The sequence below is a fragment of the Parasphingorhabdus sp. genome (genome assembly GCF_039982395.1).
In the GTDB taxonomy this organism is placed as follows: Bacteria; Pseudomonadota; Alphaproteobacteria; order Sphingomonadales; family Sphingomonadaceae; genus Parasphingorhabdus.
In genome coordinates, this window is record NZ_JBDWYO010000003.1 from 285033 (window position 1) to 306339 (window position 21307).

21 protein-coding genes are annotated in these 21307 nt (G+C 54.9%); 12 read left to right on the top strand and 9 right to left on the bottom strand.

Annotated elements, in window-relative coordinates; all coding sequences use genetic code 11:
• The first annotated feature begins 12 nt into the window (after positions 1 to 12).
• Complete coding sequence (locus ABJV08_RS08005; RefSeq protein WP_348040767.1) at positions 13 to 1062, top strand: alcohol dehydrogenase catalytic domain-containing protein; 1050 nt, start codon at positions 13 to 15, stop codon at positions 1060 to 1062.
• A gap of 7 nt (positions 1063 to 1069) precedes the next feature.
• Here the strand turns inward: ABJV08_RS08005 and ABJV08_RS08010 are convergent, their stop codons facing one another.
• On the bottom strand, positions 1070 to 1681 hold the full coding sequence (locus tag ABJV08_RS08010) for a PadR family transcriptional regulator (protein ID WP_348040769.1): 612 nt from the start codon (positions 1679 to 1681) through the stop codon (positions 1070 to 1072).
• 226 nt (positions 1682 to 1907) lie between these two features.
• On the opposite strand from ABJV08_RS08010, the gene ABJV08_RS08015 reads away from it, so the two are divergent.
• Positions 1908 to 3035: a serine hydrolase domain-containing protein gene (locus ABJV08_RS08015; protein WP_348040771.1), complete on the top strand. Its 1128-nt coding sequence runs from the start codon at positions 1908 to 1910 to the stop codon at positions 3033 to 3035.
• On the opposite strand, the gene ABJV08_RS08020 is transcribed toward ABJV08_RS08015, so the two are convergent.
• The gene (locus ABJV08_RS08020) at positions 3032 to 4384 is read right to left on the bottom strand and encodes a serine hydrolase domain-containing protein (RefSeq protein ID WP_348040773.1); all 1353 of its coding nucleotides are present in this window, start codon (positions 4382 to 4384) and stop codon (positions 3032 to 3034) included. The two genes, ABJV08_RS08015 and ABJV08_RS08020, sit on opposite strands and share 4 nt — an antisense overlap.
• Positions 4385 to 4631: 247 nt before the next feature.
• On the opposite strand from ABJV08_RS08020, the gene ABJV08_RS08025 reads away from it, so the two are divergent.
• Positions 4632 to 5420 carry an SDR family oxidoreductase gene (locus ABJV08_RS08025; protein ID WP_348040775.1) on the top strand — a complete coding sequence of 263 codons (789 nt, stop codon included), beginning with the start codon at positions 4632 to 4634 and terminating at the stop codon, positions 5418 to 5420.
• Between the two features lie 13 nt (positions 5421 to 5433).
• Here the strand turns inward: ABJV08_RS08025 and ABJV08_RS08030 are convergent, their stop codons facing one another.
• The gene (locus tag ABJV08_RS08030) at positions 5434 to 6636 is read right to left on the bottom strand and encodes a PQQ-dependent sugar dehydrogenase (protein WP_348040777.1); all 1203 of its coding nucleotides are present in this window, start codon (positions 6634 to 6636) and stop codon (positions 5434 to 5436) included.
• 122 nt (positions 6637 to 6758) lie between these two features.
• On the opposite strand from ABJV08_RS08030, the gene ABJV08_RS08035 reads away from it, so the two are divergent.
• The gene (locus ABJV08_RS08035) at positions 6759 to 7205 is read left to right on the top strand and encodes a hypothetical protein (protein ID WP_348040779.1); all 447 of its coding nucleotides are present in this window, start codon (positions 6759 to 6761) and stop codon (positions 7203 to 7205) included.
• A 62-nt stretch (positions 7206 to 7267) separates the two neighbouring features.
• Here the strand turns inward: ABJV08_RS08035 and ABJV08_RS08040 are convergent, their stop codons facing one another.
• Genes ABJV08_RS08040 through ABJV08_RS08055 form a run of 4 tightly spaced genes read right to left on the bottom strand, consistent with a single transcriptional unit; the run spans position 7268 to position 10136 of the window.
• A complete protein-coding gene (locus ABJV08_RS08040) occupies positions 7268 to 7894 on the bottom strand; it encodes a DUF3885 domain-containing protein (RefSeq protein ID WP_348040781.1) in 627 nt (208 codons plus the stop codon).
• A gap of 27 nt (positions 7895 to 7921) precedes the next feature.
• Complete coding sequence (gene grpE / locus ABJV08_RS08045; protein WP_348040783.1) at positions 7922 to 8515, bottom strand: nucleotide exchange factor GrpE; 594 nt, start codon at positions 8513 to 8515, stop codon at positions 7922 to 7924.
• Between the two features lie 23 nt (positions 8516 to 8538).
• Positions 8539 to 9588, bottom strand: coding sequence for a heat-inducible transcriptional repressor HrcA (gene hrcA, locus ABJV08_RS08050; protein WP_348040785.1), 1050 nt, complete (start codon positions 9586 to 9588; stop codon positions 8539 to 8541).
• Complete coding sequence (locus ABJV08_RS08055; RefSeq protein ID WP_348040787.1) at positions 9585 to 10136, bottom strand: hypothetical protein; 552 nt, start codon at positions 10134 to 10136, stop codon at positions 9585 to 9587. Before ABJV08_RS08055 ends, hrcA begins: the two co-directional genes overlap by 4 nt.
• Before the next feature lie 322 nt (positions 10137 to 10458).
• Between ABJV08_RS08055 and rph the strand changes: the two genes are divergently transcribed.
• The 4 genes from rph (at position 10459) to ABJV08_RS08075 (ending at position 14205) form a co-directional block, all read left to right on the top strand.
• Complete coding sequence (gene rph / locus ABJV08_RS08060) at positions 10459 to 11172, top strand: ribonuclease PH (protein WP_348040789.1); 714 nt, start codon at positions 10459 to 10461, stop codon at positions 11170 to 11172.
• 59 nt (positions 11173 to 11231) lie between these two features.
• Positions 11232 to 11861, top strand: coding sequence for an RdgB/HAM1 family non-canonical purine NTP pyrophosphatase (gene rdgB / locus ABJV08_RS08065; RefSeq protein ID WP_348040791.1), 630 nt, complete (start codon positions 11232 to 11234; stop codon positions 11859 to 11861).
• A 243-nt stretch (positions 11862 to 12104) separates the two neighbouring features.
• A complete protein-coding gene (gene gmd, locus ABJV08_RS08070; RefSeq protein ID WP_348040793.1) occupies positions 12105 to 13226 on the top strand; it encodes a GDP-mannose 4,6-dehydratase in 1122 nt (373 codons plus the stop codon).
• Positions 13227 to 13230: 4 nt separating this feature from the next.
• The gene (locus tag ABJV08_RS08075; protein WP_348040795.1) at positions 13231 to 14205 is read left to right on the top strand and encodes a GDP-L-fucose synthase; all 975 of its coding nucleotides are present in this window, start codon (positions 13231 to 13233) and stop codon (positions 14203 to 14205) included.
• Between the two features lie 33 nt (positions 14206 to 14238).
• Here the strand turns inward: ABJV08_RS08075 and ABJV08_RS08080 are convergent, their stop codons facing one another.
• Positions 14239 to 14868 (bottom strand): CAP domain-containing protein, encoded by a 630-nt coding sequence (locus ABJV08_RS08080; protein WP_348040797.1) that lies wholly within the window; start codon positions 14866 to 14868, stop codon positions 14239 to 14241.
• A 30-nt stretch (positions 14869 to 14898) separates the two neighbouring features.
• Here ABJV08_RS08080 and hemW point away from each other — a divergent pair, with 30 nt between their 5' ends.
• The 4 genes from hemW (at position 14899) to ABJV08_RS08100 (ending at position 20312) form a co-directional block, all read left to right on the top strand.
• Positions 14899 to 16086 (top strand): radical SAM family heme chaperone HemW, encoded by a 1188-nt coding sequence (gene hemW / locus ABJV08_RS08085; protein WP_348040801.1) that lies wholly within the window; start codon positions 14899 to 14901, stop codon positions 16084 to 16086.
• 87 nt (positions 16087 to 16173) lie between these two features.
• Entirely contained in the window at positions 16174 to 17961 is a 1788-nt protein-coding gene (locus ABJV08_RS08090; protein WP_348040803.1) for a long-chain-acyl-CoA synthetase, read from the top strand.
• Between the two features lie 115 nt (positions 17962 to 18076).
• Positions 18077 to 18994 carry a tyrosine recombinase XerC gene (locus ABJV08_RS08095; protein WP_348040805.1) on the top strand — a complete coding sequence of 306 codons (918 nt, stop codon included), beginning with the start codon at positions 18077 to 18079 and terminating at the stop codon, positions 18992 to 18994.
• Positions 18995 to 19121: 127 nt separating this feature from the next.
• Positions 19122 to 20312 (top strand): GGDEF domain-containing protein, encoded by a 1191-nt coding sequence (locus ABJV08_RS08100; RefSeq protein ID WP_348040807.1) that lies wholly within the window; start codon positions 19122 to 19124, stop codon positions 20310 to 20312.
• A gap of 38 nt (positions 20313 to 20350) precedes the next feature.
• Here the strand turns inward: ABJV08_RS08100 and gshB are convergent, their stop codons facing one another.
• Entirely contained in the window at positions 20351 to 21304 is a 954-nt protein-coding gene (gene gshB, locus ABJV08_RS08105; RefSeq protein WP_348040809.1) for a glutathione synthase, read from the bottom strand.
• Positions 21305 to 21307 lie beyond the last annotated feature (3 nt).

Sequence of the window (21307 nt, forward strand, 5' to 3'; positions counted from 1 at the left end):
TAGGAGCCATTGATGATTGACAACAGCATGCAGCAATTGAATTTTATACGCCCCGGCACATTGGAATGGCACGAAGTATCCGCACCCAGAATCGAAAATGGCGGCCAAGCCATCGTGAAGCCTTTGGCGGTCACACGATGCGATCTTGATCTCTACATCGCAAATGGCACAATCCCCATGAAGGATGGTCCCTTTGCTTTCGGCCATGAAATTGCCGGCGTGGTCGTCGAAATTGGTGATGAAGTTACTTGCTGCAAGCCAGGGGACAAGGTCATTGTGCCCTTTCAGATCAACTGCGGCACTTGCAAAAACTGCAGAGCCGGATTTACCAATGGCTGCACCAACGTGGCACCATTCTCCGCTTATGGGCTTGCACAAAGCTCCGGAGTAGAATGGGGCGGTGGGCTGAGTGATTATATCAACGTCCCGTTCGCCAATGCGATGCTTGTCAAAATACCAGAACGTCTATCGCTGCCTGTCGCGGCTGCCATTTCAGACAATGCCAGTGACGGCTATCGCACGGTTGCCGAGCCCCTCCGACAACGTCCGGGTGAGGATGTTTTGATTGTTGGAGGCTTGGCGCAAAGCGTTGGCCTATTTGCCGTGCAAGCAGCCGTAGCGCTTGGAGCGGGGCGTGTCTTTTATAGCGACTTCGACAACGGAAGGCTGAAGCAAGCAAAAGCCTTGGGCGCAGAAATATTGGAGCGCCGCTATGCACGCGATATGCCAACGGATGGCCAGTTTCCCATCGTTGTAGACGCTTCGAATATACCAGAAGGGCTTATCTATGCCCTGCGTTCCACGGCAGCTTGCGGTCGTTGTACGGGCATATCCGCTCCAGGCCGGACGATGGACAATATTCCTCTCGCATCGATGTATATGAAGGGCATTACATATGAAATCAGCCGCGTGCACGCACGGGCCGAAATCGAGAAAGTGCTGCAATGCGCCTGTGACGGTCATCTCCGGCCTCAAGATGTCATCACCACCCACGTTCCGTTTGCACAGGCGCAGGAGGTGATGACCGATCCGGATATCAAACTGGTGTTTGAAGCAAGTTAGATCGGTTCTATTTCAAACGTTCAATCTTGCTTGCGGCTTCGTCGATGATCGCCGTGACTTCCAAAATCTTGTCCGACCCCTTTTCCTCATCCGCCAAACGAATACCGATCGCGCTTTTGAGGTTGTGAACCGCGCGGCGGACGGACGCACCATCGCTCGCCTGTCCCATTTTCGACACGCCATCCAAACGGTCCAGGATTTCCGCAATATGCGTTGCTTCCTCGGTTAGTTGAGCAGAGCCCGCGTCGGTGATGGAATAGACTTTCTTGCCATCATCATCGACCGCTTCGTCGATCTGGTCCATTTCCGCCATCAGGGTGAGCGTCGGATAGACGATCCCCGGACTGGGCGCATAATGGCCACCGGTCAGCTCTTCGATCTGACGGATCAGATCATAGCCATGCCGCGGTTCTTCCGCGATCAGATGCAACAGCACCAGTTTCAGTTCGCCGCGCCGGAACATCCGTGCGCGCTTCTTGCCTTTGCCGCCTTCAAAAGCGGCTTGTGCGAAGGCCCGAGCGAATTTCTCGCCTGTCATTCCGCGGCGGCCGCGGCCTCGTCCAGAACCGCGCCCGGATCCACCGGGGCCTCCTGATCCAAATTTCATTCCATGTTTCATATTATAGTCTTTCTTTATGTTTATCTTTATATCTAAGATGACTCTAAGATATATCTTTATATGATCTTTGCAATAGCCATTTTACGAAAACTACCCAAGTGATTGAAAATTCGTTGAAATATTATGCAAAGTCTCACCACGGTAGCCCGAAAACCGTGCGCAAAAGATATTGGACTAACCACCACAAGCTGTTAATCACTTGGTTAAAACCAAGATGGAGTGACATATGGCGACCCCAATTCACGGACAATGTGATCCCCGCTTTGCAGCGGTCAAAGCAGCCTTTGAGAGAAATTTCAGCGAGCATGACGATTTAGGCGCTTCGGTCGCGATCACCTTGAATGGTGAATTTGTTGTCGATCTTTGGGGCGGTCATCTGGATGAGAAGCGGACCCTTCCGTGGCAGGAAGATACGCTGGTGAACGTATGGTCGAGCACCAAGACGATGGCGGCTATGTCGCTGCTCATGCTCGCAGATCGCGGCGCGGTAGATCTTCATGCACCGGCTAGCAAATATTGGCCGGAATTTGCCCAAAATGGAAAGGATCTTGTCGAAGTTCGGCATTTTCTGAGCCATACAGCCGGTCTTTCAGGCATGGACGAGAAGGTTGAAGGCGATGCGCTCTATGACTGGGAGTGGATGACCGCCGCCCTGGCAAAGCAAGCCCCCTGGTGGGAACCGGGAACCCAGTCCGGCTATCACGCGCTGACCCAAGGCCATCTCATCGGTGAAATCGTGCGCCGGGTGACCGGCCAATCTATCGGCAATTTCTTCCGCCAAGAAATCGCGGAACCGACCGGTGCCGATTTTCACATTGGCGCTGACGAGGCTTTGGATGCGCGTATCGGCAATCTTGTCCCGCCAAAATCTGGTCCAACGCCAAATCCTGAATCTATAGCCGGCCGGACTTTCTCCAATCCTGGCGTCGATGCCACCCTGCCCAGAGAGAGGGCCTGGCGCGCCGCAGAAATCCCGGCGGCCAATGGCCAAGGCAACGCCCGCAGCATCGTCCGCGCGCAAACCGCCATGGCCAATGGCGGCCAGGCCTTTGGCAAGACCATCCTCTCCGAAGAAGGCACCAAAACGATTTTTGAAAAACAGAGTGAAGGCACAGATATGGTCTTGGGTGTGCCCGTGACGTTCGGCATGGGCTATGGCCTCAACAGTCCGGCCACACCGATCAGCCCCAACACCAACACCTGCTATTGGGGCGGCTATGGCGGATCATCCGTGATCGTTGATCAGGATGCGCACCTGTGTTTCTCTTATGTCATGAACAAAATGGAAACCGGACTATTGGGCGACCCCCGCGGATTTGGGCTGGCCGCCGCTATGTATATGTCAATGGCCTAGGCCCTGGAATATAGCGCGACGAGGGAATGGATAGCAGCCCATATTGCGATACCAATGGCCGACAGGATCAACAATAGGCCCAAATCCGGCTGAAAGAATGTAGCGGTTTGGATGTTCACACCAAAGGATCCGGGCAAGAAGATCAACAGGACATAGGCGAACCCAACGGCGGCCAACAGCGGCATCCAAATTCGGCTGTGGGCGATGCCGCGACCTTTTGCTTTGATTGACGCTCTGCGCTTCCATGATCGCCAGGCGCCGAGCAAGCAGAACAGCGGTAGCGCCACTATCAGCAGAAAAGCAGCTTTCATCATCCAACCGGGTCGCCTCTCGTCCTGCCCACCCAGCGCGAGCACGGCTGCTCCGCGCCGGAGATATCCGGTTTCCCCAAAGCCAAAACCAGAGCCTCCGTTGGCCAAGATGATGAACCCCTTTTTTTGATCCGGACGCATGGATGCAAAGGCTTCGAAGCCGGGATTTGCTCCGCTGTGAAAAACAAGCCCGCGCTCGGGCGCGATAAACCATCCCAGACCGTAGCTCGGCGATATAGAGCTGGCTGGCTGCATCATCTCCGCCTTGGAATCGGCGGTGAGAATATCATTCTCTCCGTTCATCATCATATTCAGATAGGTCGCCATGTCTCGGGCGCTGGCCATCACACCACCCTGCCCCAAGGAACCGCGCCCTGTCCCCCGACCATCAAATTGCACCTTGGTCCAGAACCACGGCCGGTGGGGGGCTGCATCATCGGGGCCATGTTCCCAGTCGATCATCCGGCTGTCATTCATGCCCAGCGGCTTCAGGATTTGAGACTCGACATAGTCACCGAATTCTGTTGCGCTCAGCACTTCTACGACCCGGGAAAGCAGCTGATAATTTGCGTTGGAATAGTCCCAGACTTCGCCGGGTGCCCGTGCAGGGGTAATTGTCGCAAGATAAACCACGCGGCGTTTGAGCGCATCTCTGTCGGTGGTGACGTCGGTCTGGTTGCTATTGCCTTGCACAATCGACAATCCGGACGTGTGGCTCAGCAATTGGCGAACGGTCATCGCGCCCACGGCGGCTTTTTCCAGCTCGGGCAAATATGTCGACACCGGCATATCCAGCTCTAGCAGGCCCTTCTCCCGCAATTGCATGATGGCAAAAGCGGTGAAAGATTTGGAAATCGAGCCGATTGCGAAAGCCGTTTGTTCCGAAACGGACCGTCCGCCGTCATCCTTGGTCTGCCCGAAATGACCAGTGTGGACTTGGTCGCCGTCGATCAACGCATATGCAACGCCAGGCACAGAGGCGGCTTTTGCTTCCCGCTCCACAAAAGTCTGAATATCTGCGGTGGACGCATGCGCCATAGGCAGTGTTCCAAAGAGGACCGCCAATATAAAGAGTATAAAAAGCCGGCTAGAACGCATGACTGTCTCCCTGAATGAGACCCTTATTCCAGAAAGTTACGCAGATTGCCAAAATTTCCGGACATCCATGCATGCTGCGCGCAGCGGTGCAATGGTGCTGGCTGCCGTCGGTTGCTCATATTGGCTAGTCGGCACAGAGCATCACGCCCGCTAGTGATAGGCTTCACCTTTTCAGGAAGAGTCTGCTATGGATTTAGGAATTACCGGAAAAATTGCACTGGTCAACGGCGGCAGCGCCGGACTGGGGCGCGGGGCTGCCTTGGCATTGGCGAAAGAGAAGACTGAGCTGTTCATCACCGCGCGGGGCGAAGAGCGGCTGCACAAGACCTGCGAAGAGCTGGTCCGCGAAACCGGCGCCAATATTACCCCGATTGTTGCCGATCACAGCAGCGACGAAGGCCGGGAGACCGTTCTCTCTATCTGCCCAAATCCCGACATATTGGTAGCGACCTGCTCGCCGCCCCCCTTTTCCGGGGACTTCCGCACGGTCGGACGAGCGGAATGGGAGGAAGCGCTTTCACTCACCCTGCTCAGCCCAGTGGAGTTTATCAAATCGGTGATCGATGGCATGGTCGAGCGCAAATGGGGTCGGATCGTCAATATCGCGACCGGCGCCGCCAAATATCCGGCCGCGATGCGCGTGCTATCGGGACCACCGCGCGCGGCTCTGGTCAACTATACCGTTGCTGTGGCGAAGCAGGTCGCGAAACATGGCGTGACGATCAACAACATCTTGCCCGGCATGCATCATACGGACGGAATCAGAGGCATGTTTGATGGTCAGGCGGAAGCCAATGGCACCAGCTATGACGAGGAAGTTGCAAAATTCGTCAAACAGGTGCGGATACCGGTCGGGCGTTTCGGCGACGCGGAAGATATGGGCATGTTTGTCGCGATGTTCTGCAGCGACATGGCCGGCTATGCCACCGGACAGAGCCTGGTCGTCGACGGCGGCATGGGCAATTCGATTTTCTAGTCGAGATGCGCGCCTATTTCGGCCGCACGCGCAATATCTTGCTGGCCGGGCCGCTCTGGTCTTCGGTCAACAGATAGAGATATCCGTCCGGACCGGTCCGGACGTCGCGAAAGCGCGCATCCAGCTCGCCAAATAGTTCCGCCTGTTTGCCGAGCGATCCATCTGCATTCATATCCACATGGCGCACATGTTTGAGCGCCAGCGCGGACAGGAAGAGATCACCCTGCCAGTCCGGAAAAGCCTCTCCCGCATATTGGGCAAAGCCCGATGGCGCGATGGACGGCGTGAAATGGACCAGAGACTGCTCGGTCCCTTTGAAAGCTTCATAAGGAGAAATTCGACCGCCGGAGTAATCCAGCCCATAGGACGCGGTTGGCCAGCCATAGTTGGCGCCGCGTTTGATCTCGTTGATTTCATCGCCACCCGCCGGGCCATGCTCATTTTCGAAAACGCGTCCGTCAGCCGCCAATATGATGCCCTGAGGATTGCGGTGACCATAGCTCCAAATCTCCGGCAATGCGCCTTCCTGCTCGACAAAGGGATTGTCCTTTGGCGCAGATCCATCGGCATTCAAGCGAACGGTCTTGCCGAAATGATTGTCCAGTTTCTGGGCTTCCTCGCGAAAATGGAAAGCATCGCCAACCGGCATCATCAACGTCCCGTCGGGCAGGAAGATGATCCGCGCACCATAATGATTGCTCTGGATCCGGCTTGGCGAAGCCGCGAATATCTGCTTGCCGCTGGCGATCTGCGGCTTGCCGCCTTCATCGCTATAGACAAAGCGCATCAGCAACAGAGTGTTTTTGCCGTCGTCCTGTTCAGCCGCATAAGAAATATAGACAAAGCCATTTTCTGCAAATTCCGGGTGTAGGGCCACGTCGAACAGGCCGGCCTGAGCGCCGTCTGATACATGCACCTTCGGGTGTTCCTCGCCGCTGCCGAAATCATAGACAAGCGTCGTCGTGCCGTCTGCGGCGATATGTTTGAGCTTACCACTGCGCTCGGTGACCAGCATATTGCCATCCGGCAGGAAAGCCAGTGACCATGGATGGTCGAGACCATCAGCGACTGTTTCTACCGTATAGTTGACCGGAGCCGCCGCCATGCGACCCGCCGCTTCGCTGGTTTTCGTACCGTTTGAAGAGGCCCCCTGGTTTGAACAGGCCGCCAAAGCGCCCATCGCAACAACAGAAAGAATGATCTTGAAATTTCGCATGTTGGTCCCCTGCATGAACATCCCGTCTATCAAATTTATCCGGCCATTTCACCCTCTCTAAATCAATGCTTGATCGTCACAACAAAGCAATTAGGCTGGAAGGCTCATAGGGGAGTTTCAGGATGCGGTTTGTTCGGTGGATTTTGGGTCTGATCGCGGCGGCGATTACGACATATATTGTCGGAACCGCGCTTAATTCTCAATTTGTCATCGCCATGCACGATATTTCCGTGAGCATCGGCGACCGGTTCAACATGACCATGTTCGATATTTCCAACATGGTTCCTTATCTTGTGATCATTGCCGTCGCGCTGCTGCTCGGCTTTGTTATTGCCACGATTTTGAAGCGCTTTTTACCCAATCTGGCGCGCGTCGCCTATCCGATTGCCGGCGCCGCCGCGATCGCGGTCACACTGGGCGCCATGTATATCGTGTTTCAAACCGTGCCGATTAGCGGCGCCCGATCAACAATGGGCTTCTTGTCGCAAGTGTTTGCCGGCGCCATTGGCGGTTGGGTATTTGCGAAGGTGGCTGTTGAACGCGTCACTCCGGCGAGGACCGGGGCCTGAACCGAAGGTCGCGAGATTCACATAAGCAGGCTGGATGCCAGCCTGCGCTGGCATGACGAGCATCAACCGAATTGTTGATCCATTTTTTCACGATCATAATCCAATAGCCAATCATTGAACTTGCTATAAAATGGCTTAATCGTCCCTTTGTCCATCGCGATGACATCCATCCCGCGGTCGTCATAGACGTGAACAATCATCCTCTTGTCAAAATCGACAAAATGGATATCGGCCCACTCCGCATAAGGCTCGACACCCATGTCCTCGGCAATACAATTCCACAGCAGTTTGTCGATTTCAGCCGGTTCGCTTGCCAGACGACAGGAATACCAGTGCCGATAAGACTGATCTTCGAATTCATCATCTTGCCGAACAGCGCCAAGATAGCCCAATCGCGAGCCATCAAATCCAATGGCTTCGAGCTGACTTATGGCCCGTGTGGTCGCCGGTACTGGCGCTTTCGGTCCATGATGCGAGAATAACACCGTCAAATTTTGCGAATGTTCGAGACACCCATGAGTTATGATTTTGGCCCGCTTCAGCGAATCGAGAAATCGTTCAATATGCTTCGTACCCGAGCTCGTTTCGACATCTGAGAGATCAAAACGAAGCCCCCACGGAAAATTGTAAAAGATGGCATGCGGCAGTTCCCGTACGCCGAATGCAGCCTCCAATTCTTTAAATTTCACACGTCCACCCTTGGCTGCGAGGACATATCACTCCGGCTTCTTAGCCACCCCCACAAATGCGGGCCGCAGCAAGCGGTCTTTGATCACATAGCCAGCCTGCATCTCCTGCACGATCGTGCCGGGCTCTTCGTCACCAGTGGGAATTTCGACCATCGCCTGATGCTGGTTCGGGTCAAGCGGCAGGCCGACCGATGCGACACGCTTGATGCCGTTTTTCTCGAACACGGATTGCAGCTCGCGGCCGGTGGCTTCGATGCCGCCGATCAGGCCTTTCCACTTTTCCTCGTCTTTCACTTCCGATGGAATAGCCTCCAGCGCGCGGTTCATATTGTCCATCACCGAGAGCATGTCGCGGGCAAAACCTGTCGCGGCATAAGCACGGGCGTCCTGCGCGTCTTTTTCAAGGCGGCGGCGGACATTCTGGGTCTCGGCCTGCGCATAGAGAACCGCCTGCTGGGCTTCTGCCAATTCAGTTTCCAGCGCTTCAATGCGATTGTCGGAATTTTCCGGCTGGGAAGCTTCTCCTTCTCCGCCTTCTTTCATGCTCTCCGGCACGCCTTCCAGTTCAGCGGCGGCGGCGGCGGCATTATCGGCTGCGGGGTTCTTCTCGGTATCACTCATGTTCTAAATCACTCTAATTTTGTTCATTTTGTCAGCAAACGCGACAGGGTTTGTGCAGTAAAGTCTACCATGGGTACCACGCGGGCATAATTCAACCTTGTGGGCCCAATCACGCCGACCACGCCGACCACCTGTCCGTCGCTGTCTTTGTAGGGGGCCGCTATCACAGATGAGCCGGAAAGCGAGAATAATTTATTCTCTGCACCGATAAAAATTTTTGCCGCCTCCGCGTCCCGGGCATTGTCGAGCAAGCGGGCGATTTCCTGCTTGCCCTCCAGCTCGTCCAGCAAACTGCGTACGCGGTCGAGATCTTCAAGCGCGCTATTGTCCTGCAACAGATTCGCCTGCCCGCGCACGATCAACACCGGCCGGTCAGACGGATCGCGGCTCCAGGTGACCATACCGGCCTTCACCAGAGCCTCCGAAGCCTTGTCGATGGCCAATTCACCGGCACTAATTTCTCCGCCTACGGTCGCCAGAGCCTCGCTCAGCGTCTTCCCGCCATAGCGCGCGGTCAGATAATTGCCCGCCTCCACCAGCACCGATTCCGACACGCCGGGCGGCAGATCGAGCACGCGGTTTTCTACAACCCCGTCCTGGGACACAAGAATCGCCAGCCCCTGCCCTTCGGACAATTTCACGAAGCTGAATTGTTTGAGCAAGGGTTCGCGCTTCGGCACCAGCACGAGACCGGCGCAGGAAGACAGACCGGAGAGCACCGAGGTCGTGGCGCGTAGGGCATCCTCGACCGGGCCTTGTTCGGTAATCTGGCTTTCAATCGCCTCCCGCTCCTGCTGCGACGGCGCGGCTGCCTGCATCATGCCGTCGACAAACAGCCGCAGCCCCAGTTCGGTCGGCACCCGCCCAGCGCTGGTATGTGGCGCGGCGAGCAGGCCCAGCTCCTCCAGATCCTGCATGACATTGCGGATTGAGGCGGGGGAAAGTTCGAGCCCCGGCGCCTTGGATATCGTCCGCGACCCGACCGGCGCACCGCTATCCAGATAGGATTCCACAACAACGCGGAAAATATCCTGCGCGCGGGTGGTCATTTCGGTGATGGGGGTGGTGGTCATTGTTTTTCCGCTATTTTATCCGAAATTGTATCATCTGATGCATTTTCAATAATCTCAGCTACTTTTTGGATACGTTCTTTTGCCGCCTTGGCCTCATTTGAACCACAACCAAAATAATAGTCCGATCTTTCAGAGAGGTTCAATTCTTCTTTCTCACCGTCCAAGACAAAATAATTCCAATGGATCGTAGCGGTTGGACTATCTGTTGCCCAGAGGCCGCAATCAATTTTACCGGCCATCAGCTCTTTGACTGTCTCGGTTCCTCGATAGTTGATCAAAGGACCAAGCAATTCAGATATCTTTGCGAAATCATCTCTAGCAAGCAATCGCTTTTTCCCAGCCGGAGCAGCTGCGTCGTAATCAAGTATCGACACCTCCATATCCGGCCTAACGAAATAGGTCGTTGCGCTTACGTACCCAAAAATATCAATTCTGAGAGATGGCGAAATCGTGTGATGTGGCACATCGGAAAATGGTTCAACTTCTGGGCTGCAAGACACCATCAAAAGGGCGCTACTAAACAACAGAGCCAAATCTATTATTCGCATAATCTCCCCCTATGCCGACATTCACATATTAGCCGTCCTGTTCATTCAATACCACAGGAGAATATTCCTCACCCTCTCCTGTCGGGAGAGGCAACCGGAGCTTAGCATCTTTGATGAATAGCGCAGGTCGGGGGGGGGGGGTGCCATCGCGAGGGCGTACCCCCTCACCGAGCGCGACTAGGGTAGCTTCGCTACCAAGTCTTGCTTGCCTCTCCCTCTGGGAGAGGAAAAATGCCTCCCTCCCCGAAGGGACCGGATGAGCGGTTGTCTCTCCCCGTGGGAGTAGATAAGAACGCACCAACTCAAAATAAGGAATCATCACATGCGCCCATCAGGACGCGCGCCAGACGAAATGCGCGCTATTTCAATCGAAACCGGATTTACCAAACATGCCGAAGGATCATGTCTGATCAGCTTTGGTGATACGAAGGTCATTTGCACCGCGAGTATCGAAGAGCGCATTCCGCCATGGCTCCGTGGCAGGGGTGAAGGCTGGGTGACCGGCGAATATTCGATGCTGCCCCGCGCCACCAATACCCGCAATTCACGCGAAGCCGCACGCGGCAAGCAAAGCGGCCGGACACAGGAAATCCAGCGCCTGATCGGACGCAGTCTGCGCGCCGTCGTCGACATGAAAAAACTCGGCGAGCGCCAGATCACGGTCGATTGCGATGTTATACAAGCCGATGGCGGCACAAGAACCGCCTCGATCAGTGGCGCCTGGGTCGCCTTGCGCCTCGCGGTCAACGGATTGCTCGATATGAAACTGATCAGCGAAGATCCGATCGAACAGAAGATCGCCGCGATCAGCTGCGGCATATTCGAAGGCACGCCTGTGCTCGACCTCGACTATGACGAGGACAGCAACGCCGGCGCCGACGCCAATTTCGTGCTGACCGGCGATGGCAATATCGCGGAAGCCCAGGCAACCGCCGAAGGCCAGACCTTTGACGACGAAGGCCTGATGCGGCTGATGCGCTTGGCGAAAATTGGTTGTGACCAAATTTTCGAAGCGCAGGACAAAGCGGTTAGCTAAGCCACAGGGACAGAAGTCGTCATCCTGAACTTGTTTCAGAATGACGATATGAGAAACAAATGACCACCCACCGCAAACTCACTCCCGGACGGCTCATCATCGCCAGCCACAATCAGGGCAAGGTGCGCGAAATCCGTGCGTTGCTGGAGCCTTTTGGCATTGAACCGGTGTCCGCGGGCGATCTTGACCTGCCCGAGCCGGAAGAAACCGGGACGACCTTTGCAGAAAATGCGCTGCTCAAGGCACGGGCGAGCGCCAAGGGGGCCGATTGCGTGGCACTGGCCGACGATAGCGGTCTCTGCGTCACGGCGCTGGACGGCAAACCGGGTGTCTACACCGCCGACTGGGCCGAGCGCCAATGGTTCGAAGGCGACAAAGGCCGCGACTGGTACATGGCCATGGGCAAGGTTGAAGGAAAACTCGCCGAACAAGGGCCGGATGCCGATCGCAGTGCCTATTTTATCTGCACGCTCGCGCTCGCTTGGCCGGACGGGCATTCGGAAATATTCGAAGGCCGCGTATCCGGAAATCTGATCTGGCCACCGCGCGGAACCTTAGGCTTTGGCTATGATCCGGTTTTCCAGCCGATCGGCTTTGACCAGAGCTTTGCGGAACTGGATCCGGCCCAGAAGCACGAGATGAGCCACCGGGCGGATGCTTTCAAAAAACTGGTGGCAGCCTGTTTTTGACACAGAAAACCCTCGCTTGCACAGGAGCTGGATTGGCGTAAATTCTGGCTCTTCACCAATCATCACAACAGATTAACTTGACTTACTGTAGGAAAATGCCGGAAACCATTCGGACATTGAAATGTCCCTTTTTACAGAAATAGATCGACAGGCAACTGAGATGGAAACAACAGAGTTCTGGAATGAGGGCAATTCTCACAGCTGGCCCCAATAATATCAGATAGTTTTTAGGCGAAATTACAAATGACAAAACGTGCGCTCATCACCGGCATCACCGGTCAAGACGGCTCCTATTTGGCAGAACATCTCCTAAGTAAGGACTATGAAGTCCATGGGATAAAACGACGCTCGTCGTCATTCAATACGCAGCGTATCGATCATATTTACGAGGACCCACACACCGATAATGCGCGGTTCAAATTGCATTATGGCGACTTGACCGACAGTTCAAATCTGACACGTATCTTGCAGGAAGTGAAGCCGGACGAGGTCTATAATCTTGGCGCCCAGAGTCATGTGGCGGTCAGTTTTGAAGCACCTGAATATACCGCCGATGTTGATGCGATGGGCACGCTGCGTTTGTTGGAAGCCATCCGGTTTCTCGGGCTAGAAAAAAGCACACGCTTTTGCCAGGCCTCTACGTCCGAACTATACGGACTGGTGCAAGAAACACCGCAGAGCGAGACCACACCCTTTCATCCGCGAAGCCCTTATGCCGTAGCCAAAATGTATGCCTATTGGATCACGGTCAATTACCGTGAAGCTTATGGTATGTATGCTTGCAACAGTATTTTGTTCAACCACGAAAGTCCACGGCGGGGCGAGACTTTTGTAACCCGCAAGATCACGCGAGGACTGGCGAACATTGCTCAAGGGCTCGAGAAATGTCTCTATATGGGTAATATCGACGCACTTCGTGACTGGGGCCATGCCAAGGATTATGTCCGGATGCAGTGGATGATGTTGCAGCAAGACCAGCCGGATGATTTTGTCATTGCCTCCGGCGTTCAATATTCGGTGCGTCAGTTTTTCACCTGGTCGGCCGCTGAACTGGGCCTTACATTGGAATTCTCTGGAACCGGCGTGGATGAAATAGCCACGGTAACAGCCATAGACGGCGACAGCACTCCTGCACTCAGCGTCGGTGACGTCGTTATGCGGGTCGATCCGCGCTACTTCCGTCCTGCAGAAGTGGAAACGCTTTTGGGCGATCCGAGCAAAGCCAAGAAGGAACTGGGTTGGGTTCCGGAAATCACCGCGCAGGAAATGTGCGCCGAAATGATGATGGAAGATTTGAAGACCGCCAAGCGCCACGCGCTGCTGAAAGAGCATGGCATGGACTTGCCAGTCTCGATCGAAGGTTAGGCGCATGAAAATCTATATCGCTGGCCATCGCGGTATGGTGGGAAGTGCAATTTTACGTCAGTTGCAAGCTCGCAAGGATGCTGGAGAACAACTGGAACTGGTGACCCGGACGAGCACAGAGTTAGACCTGACTGATCAAATAGCGGTTCGGGATTTCATGCAGGCGGAGCGACCCGATCAAGTGATATTGGCAGCGGCTAAGGTTGGCGGCATCGTTGCCAACAATAATTATCCCGCTCAGTTCATCTACGAAAACCTGATGATCGAATGCAATATCATTCATCAGGCCTATGCCGCGGGCGTTCAAAAGCTGTTGCAGTTGGGGTCAAGTTGCATCTACCCCAAAAATGCCGACCAACCGATGCAAGAAGATGCCCTGCTGACCGGGAAGCTGGAACCCACAAACGAACCTTATGCCATCGCCAAAATCGCAGGCATCAAACTTTGCGAAAGCTATAACCGGCAATATGGTACAGACTATCGTTCGGTGATGCCTACCAACCTATACGGACCGGGTGACAATTTTTCTCCCGAGAACAGCCACGTTTTACCTGCTCTCATCCGCCGCATTCATGATGCTGTAAAAAATGATGATCCTGAAGTGATAATCTGGGGCAGTGGCAAGCCAAAACGGGAATTTCTGCACGTTGATGACATGGCCGCTGCGTCGCTATTCGTGATGGATTTGGCAAGCGAAACTTACCGGCAAGAAACGCAAGAGATGCTCAGTCATATCAACGTCGGTTCAGGCACCGATGTGACGATCAAAGAATTGGCTGAATCTGTTGCAAATATAGCAGGATTCAAAGGTCAGCTTCGTTTTGATGCTTCGAGGCCGGACGGCACACCGCGAAAGTTGATGGATGTCGGCAGGCTAGCCAATATGGGATGGACATATTCCATCGAGTTGGAAGATGGAATTCGCGCTACCTATGACTGGTTTTTGCAGCAGCGGGACGAGGACCTGCGCACGGTTTGAGTGGCCCTTGAAACCCGCCTGCTGAAAATTCCGTCAATCCTGCAACGGATCCTGCCCGATAAAGTTACCCGGCGGGCTATAGCGGCAAACCAGCACATCGCGCTGCGCGTTACTAGCTATACCGCAGCCCAGCTTGGTCGTATCGCGCCAGATTATTTGGGTATAGTGACCGACATCCTGCCATCTGCCAGTCGTGCTGACGTTGGGAAACACGCCCCTCACAAAAAACCGTTTTTCATTTATCCAGCCATCGACCATCTGCTGGAACGAAAAGGCGCTGGCAGTGCCAGCCCAGAGATTTTCGCCCTGGCCGGGGCGCGTATCGCCCGGACTATGTTCAAAACCGCCGTTGGCAATAAGTTCCTCGGCATAGGCCTGCGCGGCAGCGTTTAGATCCGCATCCAGCGCCATAGGACCCACAGCGACATCATCGCGCGCTTGGTTATGGGCGGCCAACATGACATCCAGCATGGCTGTTCCGGTGGGCGGCGGTGTCGGAGACGGGGTGGGCGTTGGAGCGGGTGTCGGTGCGGGCGCAGGGGCCGGGCCTGGTGGCGTTGCAGTTGGCGGCGATCCGGGCAGTGTTACCGGCGGCGGTCCTGCGACCGAACCGCCCTCTCCGCCGCCACAACCGGCCAGCAACGCGACCATTGCGACTTGCATGCTCAGTGTCCCAACCCTAGTGATTTTGCAATGTCGCATGATCCGTCCCTTCCATTGTCCACCATACCAGACCGTCCGGGCGGACTAGCGCTCTATATCCATTGGCCATTTTGCGTTTCGAAATGCCCCTATTGTGACTTTAACAGCCATGTCCGTGACAGGATTGATCACGACGCTTGGTTACAAGCGCTGATTTTTGACCTTGAGCATGAACATAAAGTTAATCCCGGCGGGCCAATCAGTTCGATCTTTTTTGGCGGCGGCACCCCGTCGCTCATGCCCCCTCGGCTCGTCGCCGGATTGATTGAAAAAGCGGATGAATTGTGGGGCTTGGGCAGCGCCTGCGAAATCACGTTAGAGGCCAATCCATCATCGGTCGAAGCGGCACGCTTTGCAGACTTGGCAGAAGCAGGAGTCAACCGAGTATCGCTGGGATTACAGTCGCTTGACAATCAAACTCTGGAATTTTTGGGGCGCGCTCATGATGTCGACGAAGGCCTCGCCGCACTCGCCACCGCGCAGCAAAAATTTGACCGTGTCAGTTTCGACCTGATTTATGCACGGCCCGGCCAATCGCTAGAAAATTGGCGTGCAGAACTGGAGCGCGCGCTGTCTTTCGGGACCGGGCATATGTCGCTTTACCAGCTCACCATTGAGCCGGGCACGCGGTTTGAAACCTTGGTGCGCAAAGGGGATCTCATCCCGGCCGACGACGATCATTGCGCCGACCTGTTTGAACTCACACAACAAATCATGCGTACAGCCGGCCTCCCCGCCTATGAAATCAGCAACCACGCGCGCCCTGGTCAGGAAAGCCGTCATAATCTGACCTATTGGCGCTACGAAGACTATGTCGGCGTCGGCCCTGGCGCGCATGGGCGGCGGTTGAACAGTGCTACCGAACGGCACAAGAAACCGGAAAACTTCCTGTCGGCGGTGGAACGCAATGGCAACGGATTGAAGGTTGAACAGGCACTTTCGCCGGAAACCCGTGCAATGGAAGCGCTGATGATGGGCCTCAGACTGGCAGAAGGTGTCGGACTGGACGCATTGGCAGCAAAAACGGACTTGAATGTTGCAGACATGATCGACCGGCAAGCGCTAGATCATCTGAATGACTTGGGCATGCTCGACATGACCGCAGGCCATATTACAATTTCAGCTCGAGGCATGCCTTTGCTGGATGCGCTCTTACCAAAAATCATCGCAGATATCTGAATGCACATGCCGTTTCCCATCGTTTAACGGGCGTTGAATTCTATCCGCTTAGCTGCCAGAGTCTTGGTTACATTTCGGAGAAAAGCCATGGGTATATTCAGCGCCATCAAACGCGATATCAAATTCACGCGTTCGCTTCAGAACGTGATGGCGCAGGTCAAAGGCATTGATCCGAGTGCCCACACGCTGATCACCGACGATATCGAATCCACAATCGAACGCTATCCGGACAATGTCGCCTTTCATTTTGAAGGCGGTACAGTCACCTATGCGGCATTTGAAGCCCGCGCCAATCGGATTGCCCATTGGGCCCTGAAAGAAGGCTACAAGCCGGGAGATACAGTCGCCCTGTTAATGGAAAATGCGCCCGATTATGTGGCCACTTGGTTTGGATTGTCAAAGATCGGGATCGTCACCGCGCTGATCAACAGCAACCTCGAGGGTGCCGGCTTGACCCATTGCCTGAACATTGTCGCGACCAAGGCGATTATCACCACCGCCGATCTGGCGCCGCGCATATCAAAAATCACTGCCAAGCTCGATGGATCTCCTGCCCTTTGGGACTGGGATGGAGACGTCGGTCAAAACCTCAACAGCGCATTGGCAGAGCTTCCAGAGGATCGCCCGGACAAAAGCCACCGCGCCCATCTGACCGGACTGGATCAATTTCTCTACGTCTATACATCGGGTACCACCGGACTACCCAAAGCGGCGCGCATATCCCATGCCCGCGCCCGGCGCAGTTTCCGCATTGCGATCTCCACCTGCCCGCTGACGCCAGAGGACCGCATCTACATCACCCTGCCCCTCTATCACGTAACCGGCGGATTCATCGGTCAAGGCGGTGCCCTGCTGAGCGGTGCGTCGGTCATATTGCGGCGCAAATTTTCGGCTTCAAAATATTGGGATGATGCCACCGACTATGGGGCTACGGTGATCGTCTATATTGGCGAATTGTGCCGTTATCTGCTGAACCAGCCGGAACATCCCAAGCAACGCGCGCATAAAGTGCGGGTCGGCATCGGCAACGGCCTGCGTTCCGATATCTGGCAGCAATTTGTCGACCGGTTTCAGGTTCCCAAACTGCTCGAAATCTATGGTTCGACAGAGGGCAATATCTTCTTGATGAATTTCGACGGCAAGATCGGTGCAGTGGGCCGGATTCCGAAATTCTTGGAAAAGCAGTTTGGCGATGTCCGGATCGTGAAATTCGATATTGCCGAGGAGCAGCCGATACGCGGCGCAGACGGCTTTTGCATCAAGACGGACTGGAACGAGGCCGGTGAATTGATCGGACGGATCCACGCCGATAGCCCCTCCGATTTTTCCGGCTATCAAGACAAGGAAGCAACCGAAAAGAAAATCCTGCGCGATGTGTTTGAAAAAGGCGACGCCTGGTTTCGTTCCGGCGATCTGATGAGCCGGGACCGTTCTGGATATATTTATTTCAAAGACCGGATCGGCGATACATTCCGATGGAAAGGCGAGAATGTCGCGACCAATGAGATATCCGAGGTGCTGTCCCAATATCCCGGAATCAAGACCGCCAATGTCTATGGCGTTGAAGTTCCCGATACAGATGGTCGGGCGGGTATGGCCTCGCTAACCGTCGCGGATGATTTTGATATTGCGGAGCTGCGCGCTTATCTAGCCAAAGAATTGCCCCATTATGCCGTGCCCTTGTTCATCAGAGTTGAACCCGAAGCACAAACCACCGGGACGTTCAAATATCGCAAGGTCGAGCTGGTCGAGGAAGGCTTTGATGTGGCGATCGTCAGCGATCCGATCTGGTTCAGCAAACCGAATACGGACGGATATGAAGCCTTGACCCAGGCCGAGCATGCAATGATCCTTTCCGGTGAATATCGTCTCTGACAGGGCTGCTCGATTTGGAGATTGAATCCGCATCTGCTAATCATTGATCACTGGCCCTGATCCTAGCGTAGGGTGGCAACCGCCCTATTTGACAAGCGCAGCATGAACGGAGCGTATGACCGATACCGCAAACGCCCTCATCACCGGCTTTTCCGCCCATCTTCGTGATGACCGGCGGCGGTCGCCACATACGGTGCGCGCCTATGTGATCACAGCCGAGCGTTTCTGTGCCTTTCTGATGAATCATATTGGCAACGACGTCAGAGCGGAGGACATCAAAGCGCTAAAACAGACCGATATCCGTGCCTATCTGGCTTTCCGGCGGAGCGCTAATAACGAGATTGACGGCCTGACGAACAACAGCGCAGCCCGGGAATTGTCGGCCTTGCGGGCCTTTTTCAAACATGTGGGCGGAGATGAAGCTCAAATACCGAAAATCAAAGGCCCCAAAGTCAATCGCGGCGTCCCGCGTCCCGCATCCCCAGATGACATATTGGCCTTGGCCGGGGATGTGCAGGATAGCGCCAGCGAAGACTGGGTCGGCGCTCGCGATTGGGCGGTACTGCTGCTACTCTATGGTTCCGGCCTTCGGATCAGCGAGGCCCTCGACTTGACCGCTGATGCCCTGCCTCTGACCGACGTTTTGCGTGTCACCGGCAAACGGAGCAAAGTCCGGATCGTACCGATACTCCCCAAAGTACGCGATGCGATCGAACAATATATCGATCTCTGTCCACATGTGATGGAGCCGGATCAGCCGATTTTCCGGGGCAAACGCGGTGGTCCGCTCTCTCCCAATATCATCCGCCGCGTCGTCCAGCAGGCGCGCGGCAAGCTGGGCATTTCGGACAAGACCACCCCGCATGCTCTGCGACATAGCTTTGCCACGCATCTATTGGCTGGTGGTGCAGACTTGCGAAGTTTGCAGGAACTATTGGGCCATGCAAGCTTGAGTAGCACCCAGGTCTATACTGCGGTTGACGCAGCGCACTTGCTGGATGTGTATCAAAACGCGCATCCCAGGGCCGACTAGGGTCACGTCACAGAAGCGCGACAGATATTGGGCAACGGGACCTTAACCTTCTCTCGTTAAGTAAACTGGCATTATCCCGTTACTCAATGGGAGCGATAACAGAGATCAGAGCCCTTTTCTTATGAAGATGACCCCGCCATCAGAATTTACGGCAGATGCCAAGCCACTGGATTCGATTGCAATTGAACCAAGCAAGATTCAGAATATCTTGCTCCAGCGTGTGCTTTCGATGGGCGTCACGGGGCAAATCCCTCTGCTGGTCGCAGCCGCACTCATGGGGTTTGCCGTTATCGGGATTGGCACAGAAACCTTGATGTGGGCTTTGATTGCTACACAGACTGTTATTCAATTTGTGATCGCTGCCATCAACAGTACGTTGCGCCGCAAAATGGAAGCCAAGCAACCCGATCGCCTGCTGTTCGCCGCCTATGTCACCGCAGAAGGCCTGTCGGGGGCCGTTTGGGGCCTGATGATGCTGCCAGTGGCTGCGGTTTTGGGTCAAGGACTTGGACCGCTTTTTGTGTGTTTAACGCTTATCGTAATCATCACGATCTCTGCGATGATGCCCGCATCCGTCCGGATCTTGAGCATTGCTGTCGTTGCAGGCTTTTTCGCAACCCTTTTCCCACAGACCATCTATTTTTACGACATTCTTGGCCCGCTTCCCTTCGTTGCGACGCTGCTTTTGCCGCCGTCCTTGCTCTGGGTAACCGATCTGCAGGCGAAACAGGCAAAAGCCGCGCTTGTGAATGAATTGGAGAAAGAGCAGCTTGCCGTAAATCTTGAAGAAGCCCTGAAACAATCAGATTATCTTGCCAAGCATGACAGTCTGACTGGCTTGCTAAACCGCCGGGCCTTTCAGTGGAAATTGGAAGAAGTCCGCAAACAGCAACCCGAGGCAGAAATCTCCATCATCTTGATTGATCTGGACCATTTCAAAGCCGTGAATGACAATTTTGGTCATGATATCGGCGATGCTGTGCTGACGTCGACCGCGGCTCTTATCAACAATATCACGAGACCCAATGACTTTTCCGCGCGCTGCGATGAAGCCGCGGCCCGGTGGGGCGGTGAGGAATTTATCATCGCTCTGGTCGGATGCCCGATTGACGCAGCCGCTGCAGTGTCGGAACGTCTGCGCGCCCGTATTGCTGGTCATATAGATCCACAATGGCCCGAGGGGTTGAGCGTCAGCGGCTCCTTTGGCGTTGCCATCTGGGATTCTCAGGATGCTCTGGCAACTGGCATCGCCAAGGCCGATAAAGCCATGTATCAGGCAAAAGTCTCCGGCCGCAATCGAGTTGAACTTGCGGCTTAACTATCGATGGAGACGATGGCCATGGAAGTGCAGGCTTACTAACTGCCCACTCTCGCTTCGATCGCGTCCATGATCATCCCCGCCAAATCGGTTCCATCATATTCGCTGATCGAGACAATCCCGGTCGGCGAGGTAACATTAATCTCGGTCAGCCATTTGCCGCCAATCACATCGATACCGACAAAGATCAGTCCGAGCCGCTTTAGGTCCGGCCCCATGGCCGCACAGATTTCCTTTTCCCGTTCGGTCAGCTCGGCCGGCTCGGCATAGCCACCCTGCGCTAGGTTGCTGCGAAATTCGCCCTCGCTGGGCTTGCGGTTGATCGCGCCTGCCACTTCGCCGTCAATCAATACGATGCGTTTATCGCCTTCATGCACTTCGGGAAGAAACGGTTGGACCATATGCGGCTCTGGCCAGGTTTGATTAAAAACCTCGAACAAGGCACTCAAATTACTGCCATCTTCTGGCACCAGGAAGATCGCCTTACCGCCATTGCCGTGTAGCGGCTTGACCACGACCCCACCATGTTCAGCTTGAAACGCACGCACCTCGTCCAGGTCGCGGGTGATCAAGGTTGGCGGCATATATTGCGCATAATCGAGCACATAGACTTTCTCGGGTGCGTTGCGAACGGAGACGGGATTGTTCACCACCAACGTCTCGCTCTCGATCCGCTCGAGCAAGTGCGTCGCGGTGATATAGCCAACGTCAAAGGGCGGATCCTGCCGCATCAAGACGACATCCACATCGCGGCCAAGGTCGAGTTTTACCGGATCACCAAAGGAGAAATGATCGCCTTTCACCGGCTGCACCGTCACGGGATGAGCTGGCGTGGTCAGACGACCATTGGCGTGCAAGGTAAGCCCTTTCACATCATAGTGAAAAAGCTGATGGCCGCGTTTCTGAGCCGCCAGCATCAGAGAAAAACTGCTATCTCCCGCGATGTTCACGCTTTCCATCGGGTCCATCTGTACGGCAATTTTCAGGGTCATGCG

What these genes read in the sequence shown, in the direction of transcription:
- hrcA (WP_348040785.1), bottom strand. Translation starts at nt 9,588, where the DNA reads ATGACCACCACCCCCATCACCGAAATGACCACCCGCGCGCAGGATATT.
- rph (WP_348040789.1), top strand. Translation starts at nt 10,459, where the DNA reads ATGCGCCCATCAGGACGCGCGCCAGACGAAATGCGCGCTATTTCAATC.
- hemW (WP_348040801.1), top strand. Translation starts at nt 14,899, where the DNA reads ATGTCGCATGATCCGTCCCTTCCATTGTCCACCATACCAGACCGTCCG.
- ABJV08_RS08030 (WP_348040777.1), bottom strand. Translation starts at nt 6,636, where the DNA reads ATGCGAAATTTCAAGATCATTCTTTCTGTTGTTGCGATGGGCGCTTTG.
- ABJV08_RS08015 (WP_348040771.1), top strand. Translation starts at nt 1,908, where the DNA reads ATGGCGACCCCAATTCACGGACAATGTGATCCCCGCTTTGCAGCGGTC.
- ABJV08_RS08080 (WP_348040797.1), bottom strand. Translation starts at nt 14,868, where the DNA reads ATGCAAGTCGCAATGGTCGCGTTGCTGGCCGGTTGTGGCGGCGGAGAG.
- ABJV08_RS08025 (WP_348040775.1), top strand. Translation starts at nt 4,632, where the DNA reads ATGGATTTAGGAATTACCGGAAAAATTGCACTGGTCAACGGCGGCAGC.
- ABJV08_RS08005 (WP_348040767.1), top strand. Translation starts at nt 13, where the DNA reads ATGATTGACAACAGCATGCAGCAATTGAATTTTATACGCCCCGGCACA.
- ABJV08_RS08090 (WP_348040803.1), top strand. Translation starts at nt 16,174, where the DNA reads ATGGGTATATTCAGCGCCATCAAACGCGATATCAAATTCACGCGTTCG.
- ABJV08_RS08075 (WP_348040795.1), top strand. Translation starts at nt 13,231, where the DNA reads ATGAAAATCTATATCGCTGGCCATCGCGGTATGGTGGGAAGTGCAATT.
- ABJV08_RS08055 (WP_348040787.1), bottom strand. Translation starts at nt 10,136, where the DNA reads ATGCGAATAATAGATTTGGCTCTGTTGTTTAGTAGCGCCCTTTTGATG.
- ABJV08_RS08095 (WP_348040805.1), top strand. Translation starts at nt 18,077, where the DNA reads ATGACCGATACCGCAAACGCCCTCATCACCGGCTTTTCCGCCCATCTT.
- rdgB (WP_348040791.1), top strand. Translation starts at nt 11,232, where the DNA reads ATGACCACCCACCGCAAACTCACTCCCGGACGGCTCATCATCGCCAGC.
- ABJV08_RS08100 (WP_348040807.1), top strand. Translation starts at nt 19,122, where the DNA reads ATGACCCCGCCATCAGAATTTACGGCAGATGCCAAGCCACTGGATTCG.
- ABJV08_RS08020 (WP_348040773.1), bottom strand. Translation starts at nt 4,384, where the DNA reads ATGGCGCATGCGTCCACCGCAGATATTCAGACTTTTGTGGAGCGGGAA.
- ABJV08_RS08035 (WP_348040779.1), top strand. Translation starts at nt 6,759, where the DNA reads ATGCGGTTTGTTCGGTGGATTTTGGGTCTGATCGCGGCGGCGATTACG.
- ABJV08_RS08010 (WP_348040769.1), bottom strand. Translation starts at nt 1,681, where the DNA reads ATGAAACATGGAATGAAATTTGGATCAGGAGGCCCCGGTGGATCCGGG.
- gshB (WP_348040809.1), bottom strand. Translation starts at nt 21,304, where the DNA reads ATGACCCTGAAAATTGCCGTACAGATGGACCCGATGGAAAGCGTGAAC.
- gmd (WP_348040793.1), top strand. Translation starts at nt 12,105, where the DNA reads ATGACAAAACGTGCGCTCATCACCGGCATCACCGGTCAAGACGGCTCC.
- grpE (WP_348040783.1), bottom strand. Translation starts at nt 8,515, where the DNA reads ATGAGTGATACCGAGAAGAACCCCGCAGCCGATAATGCCGCCGCCGCC.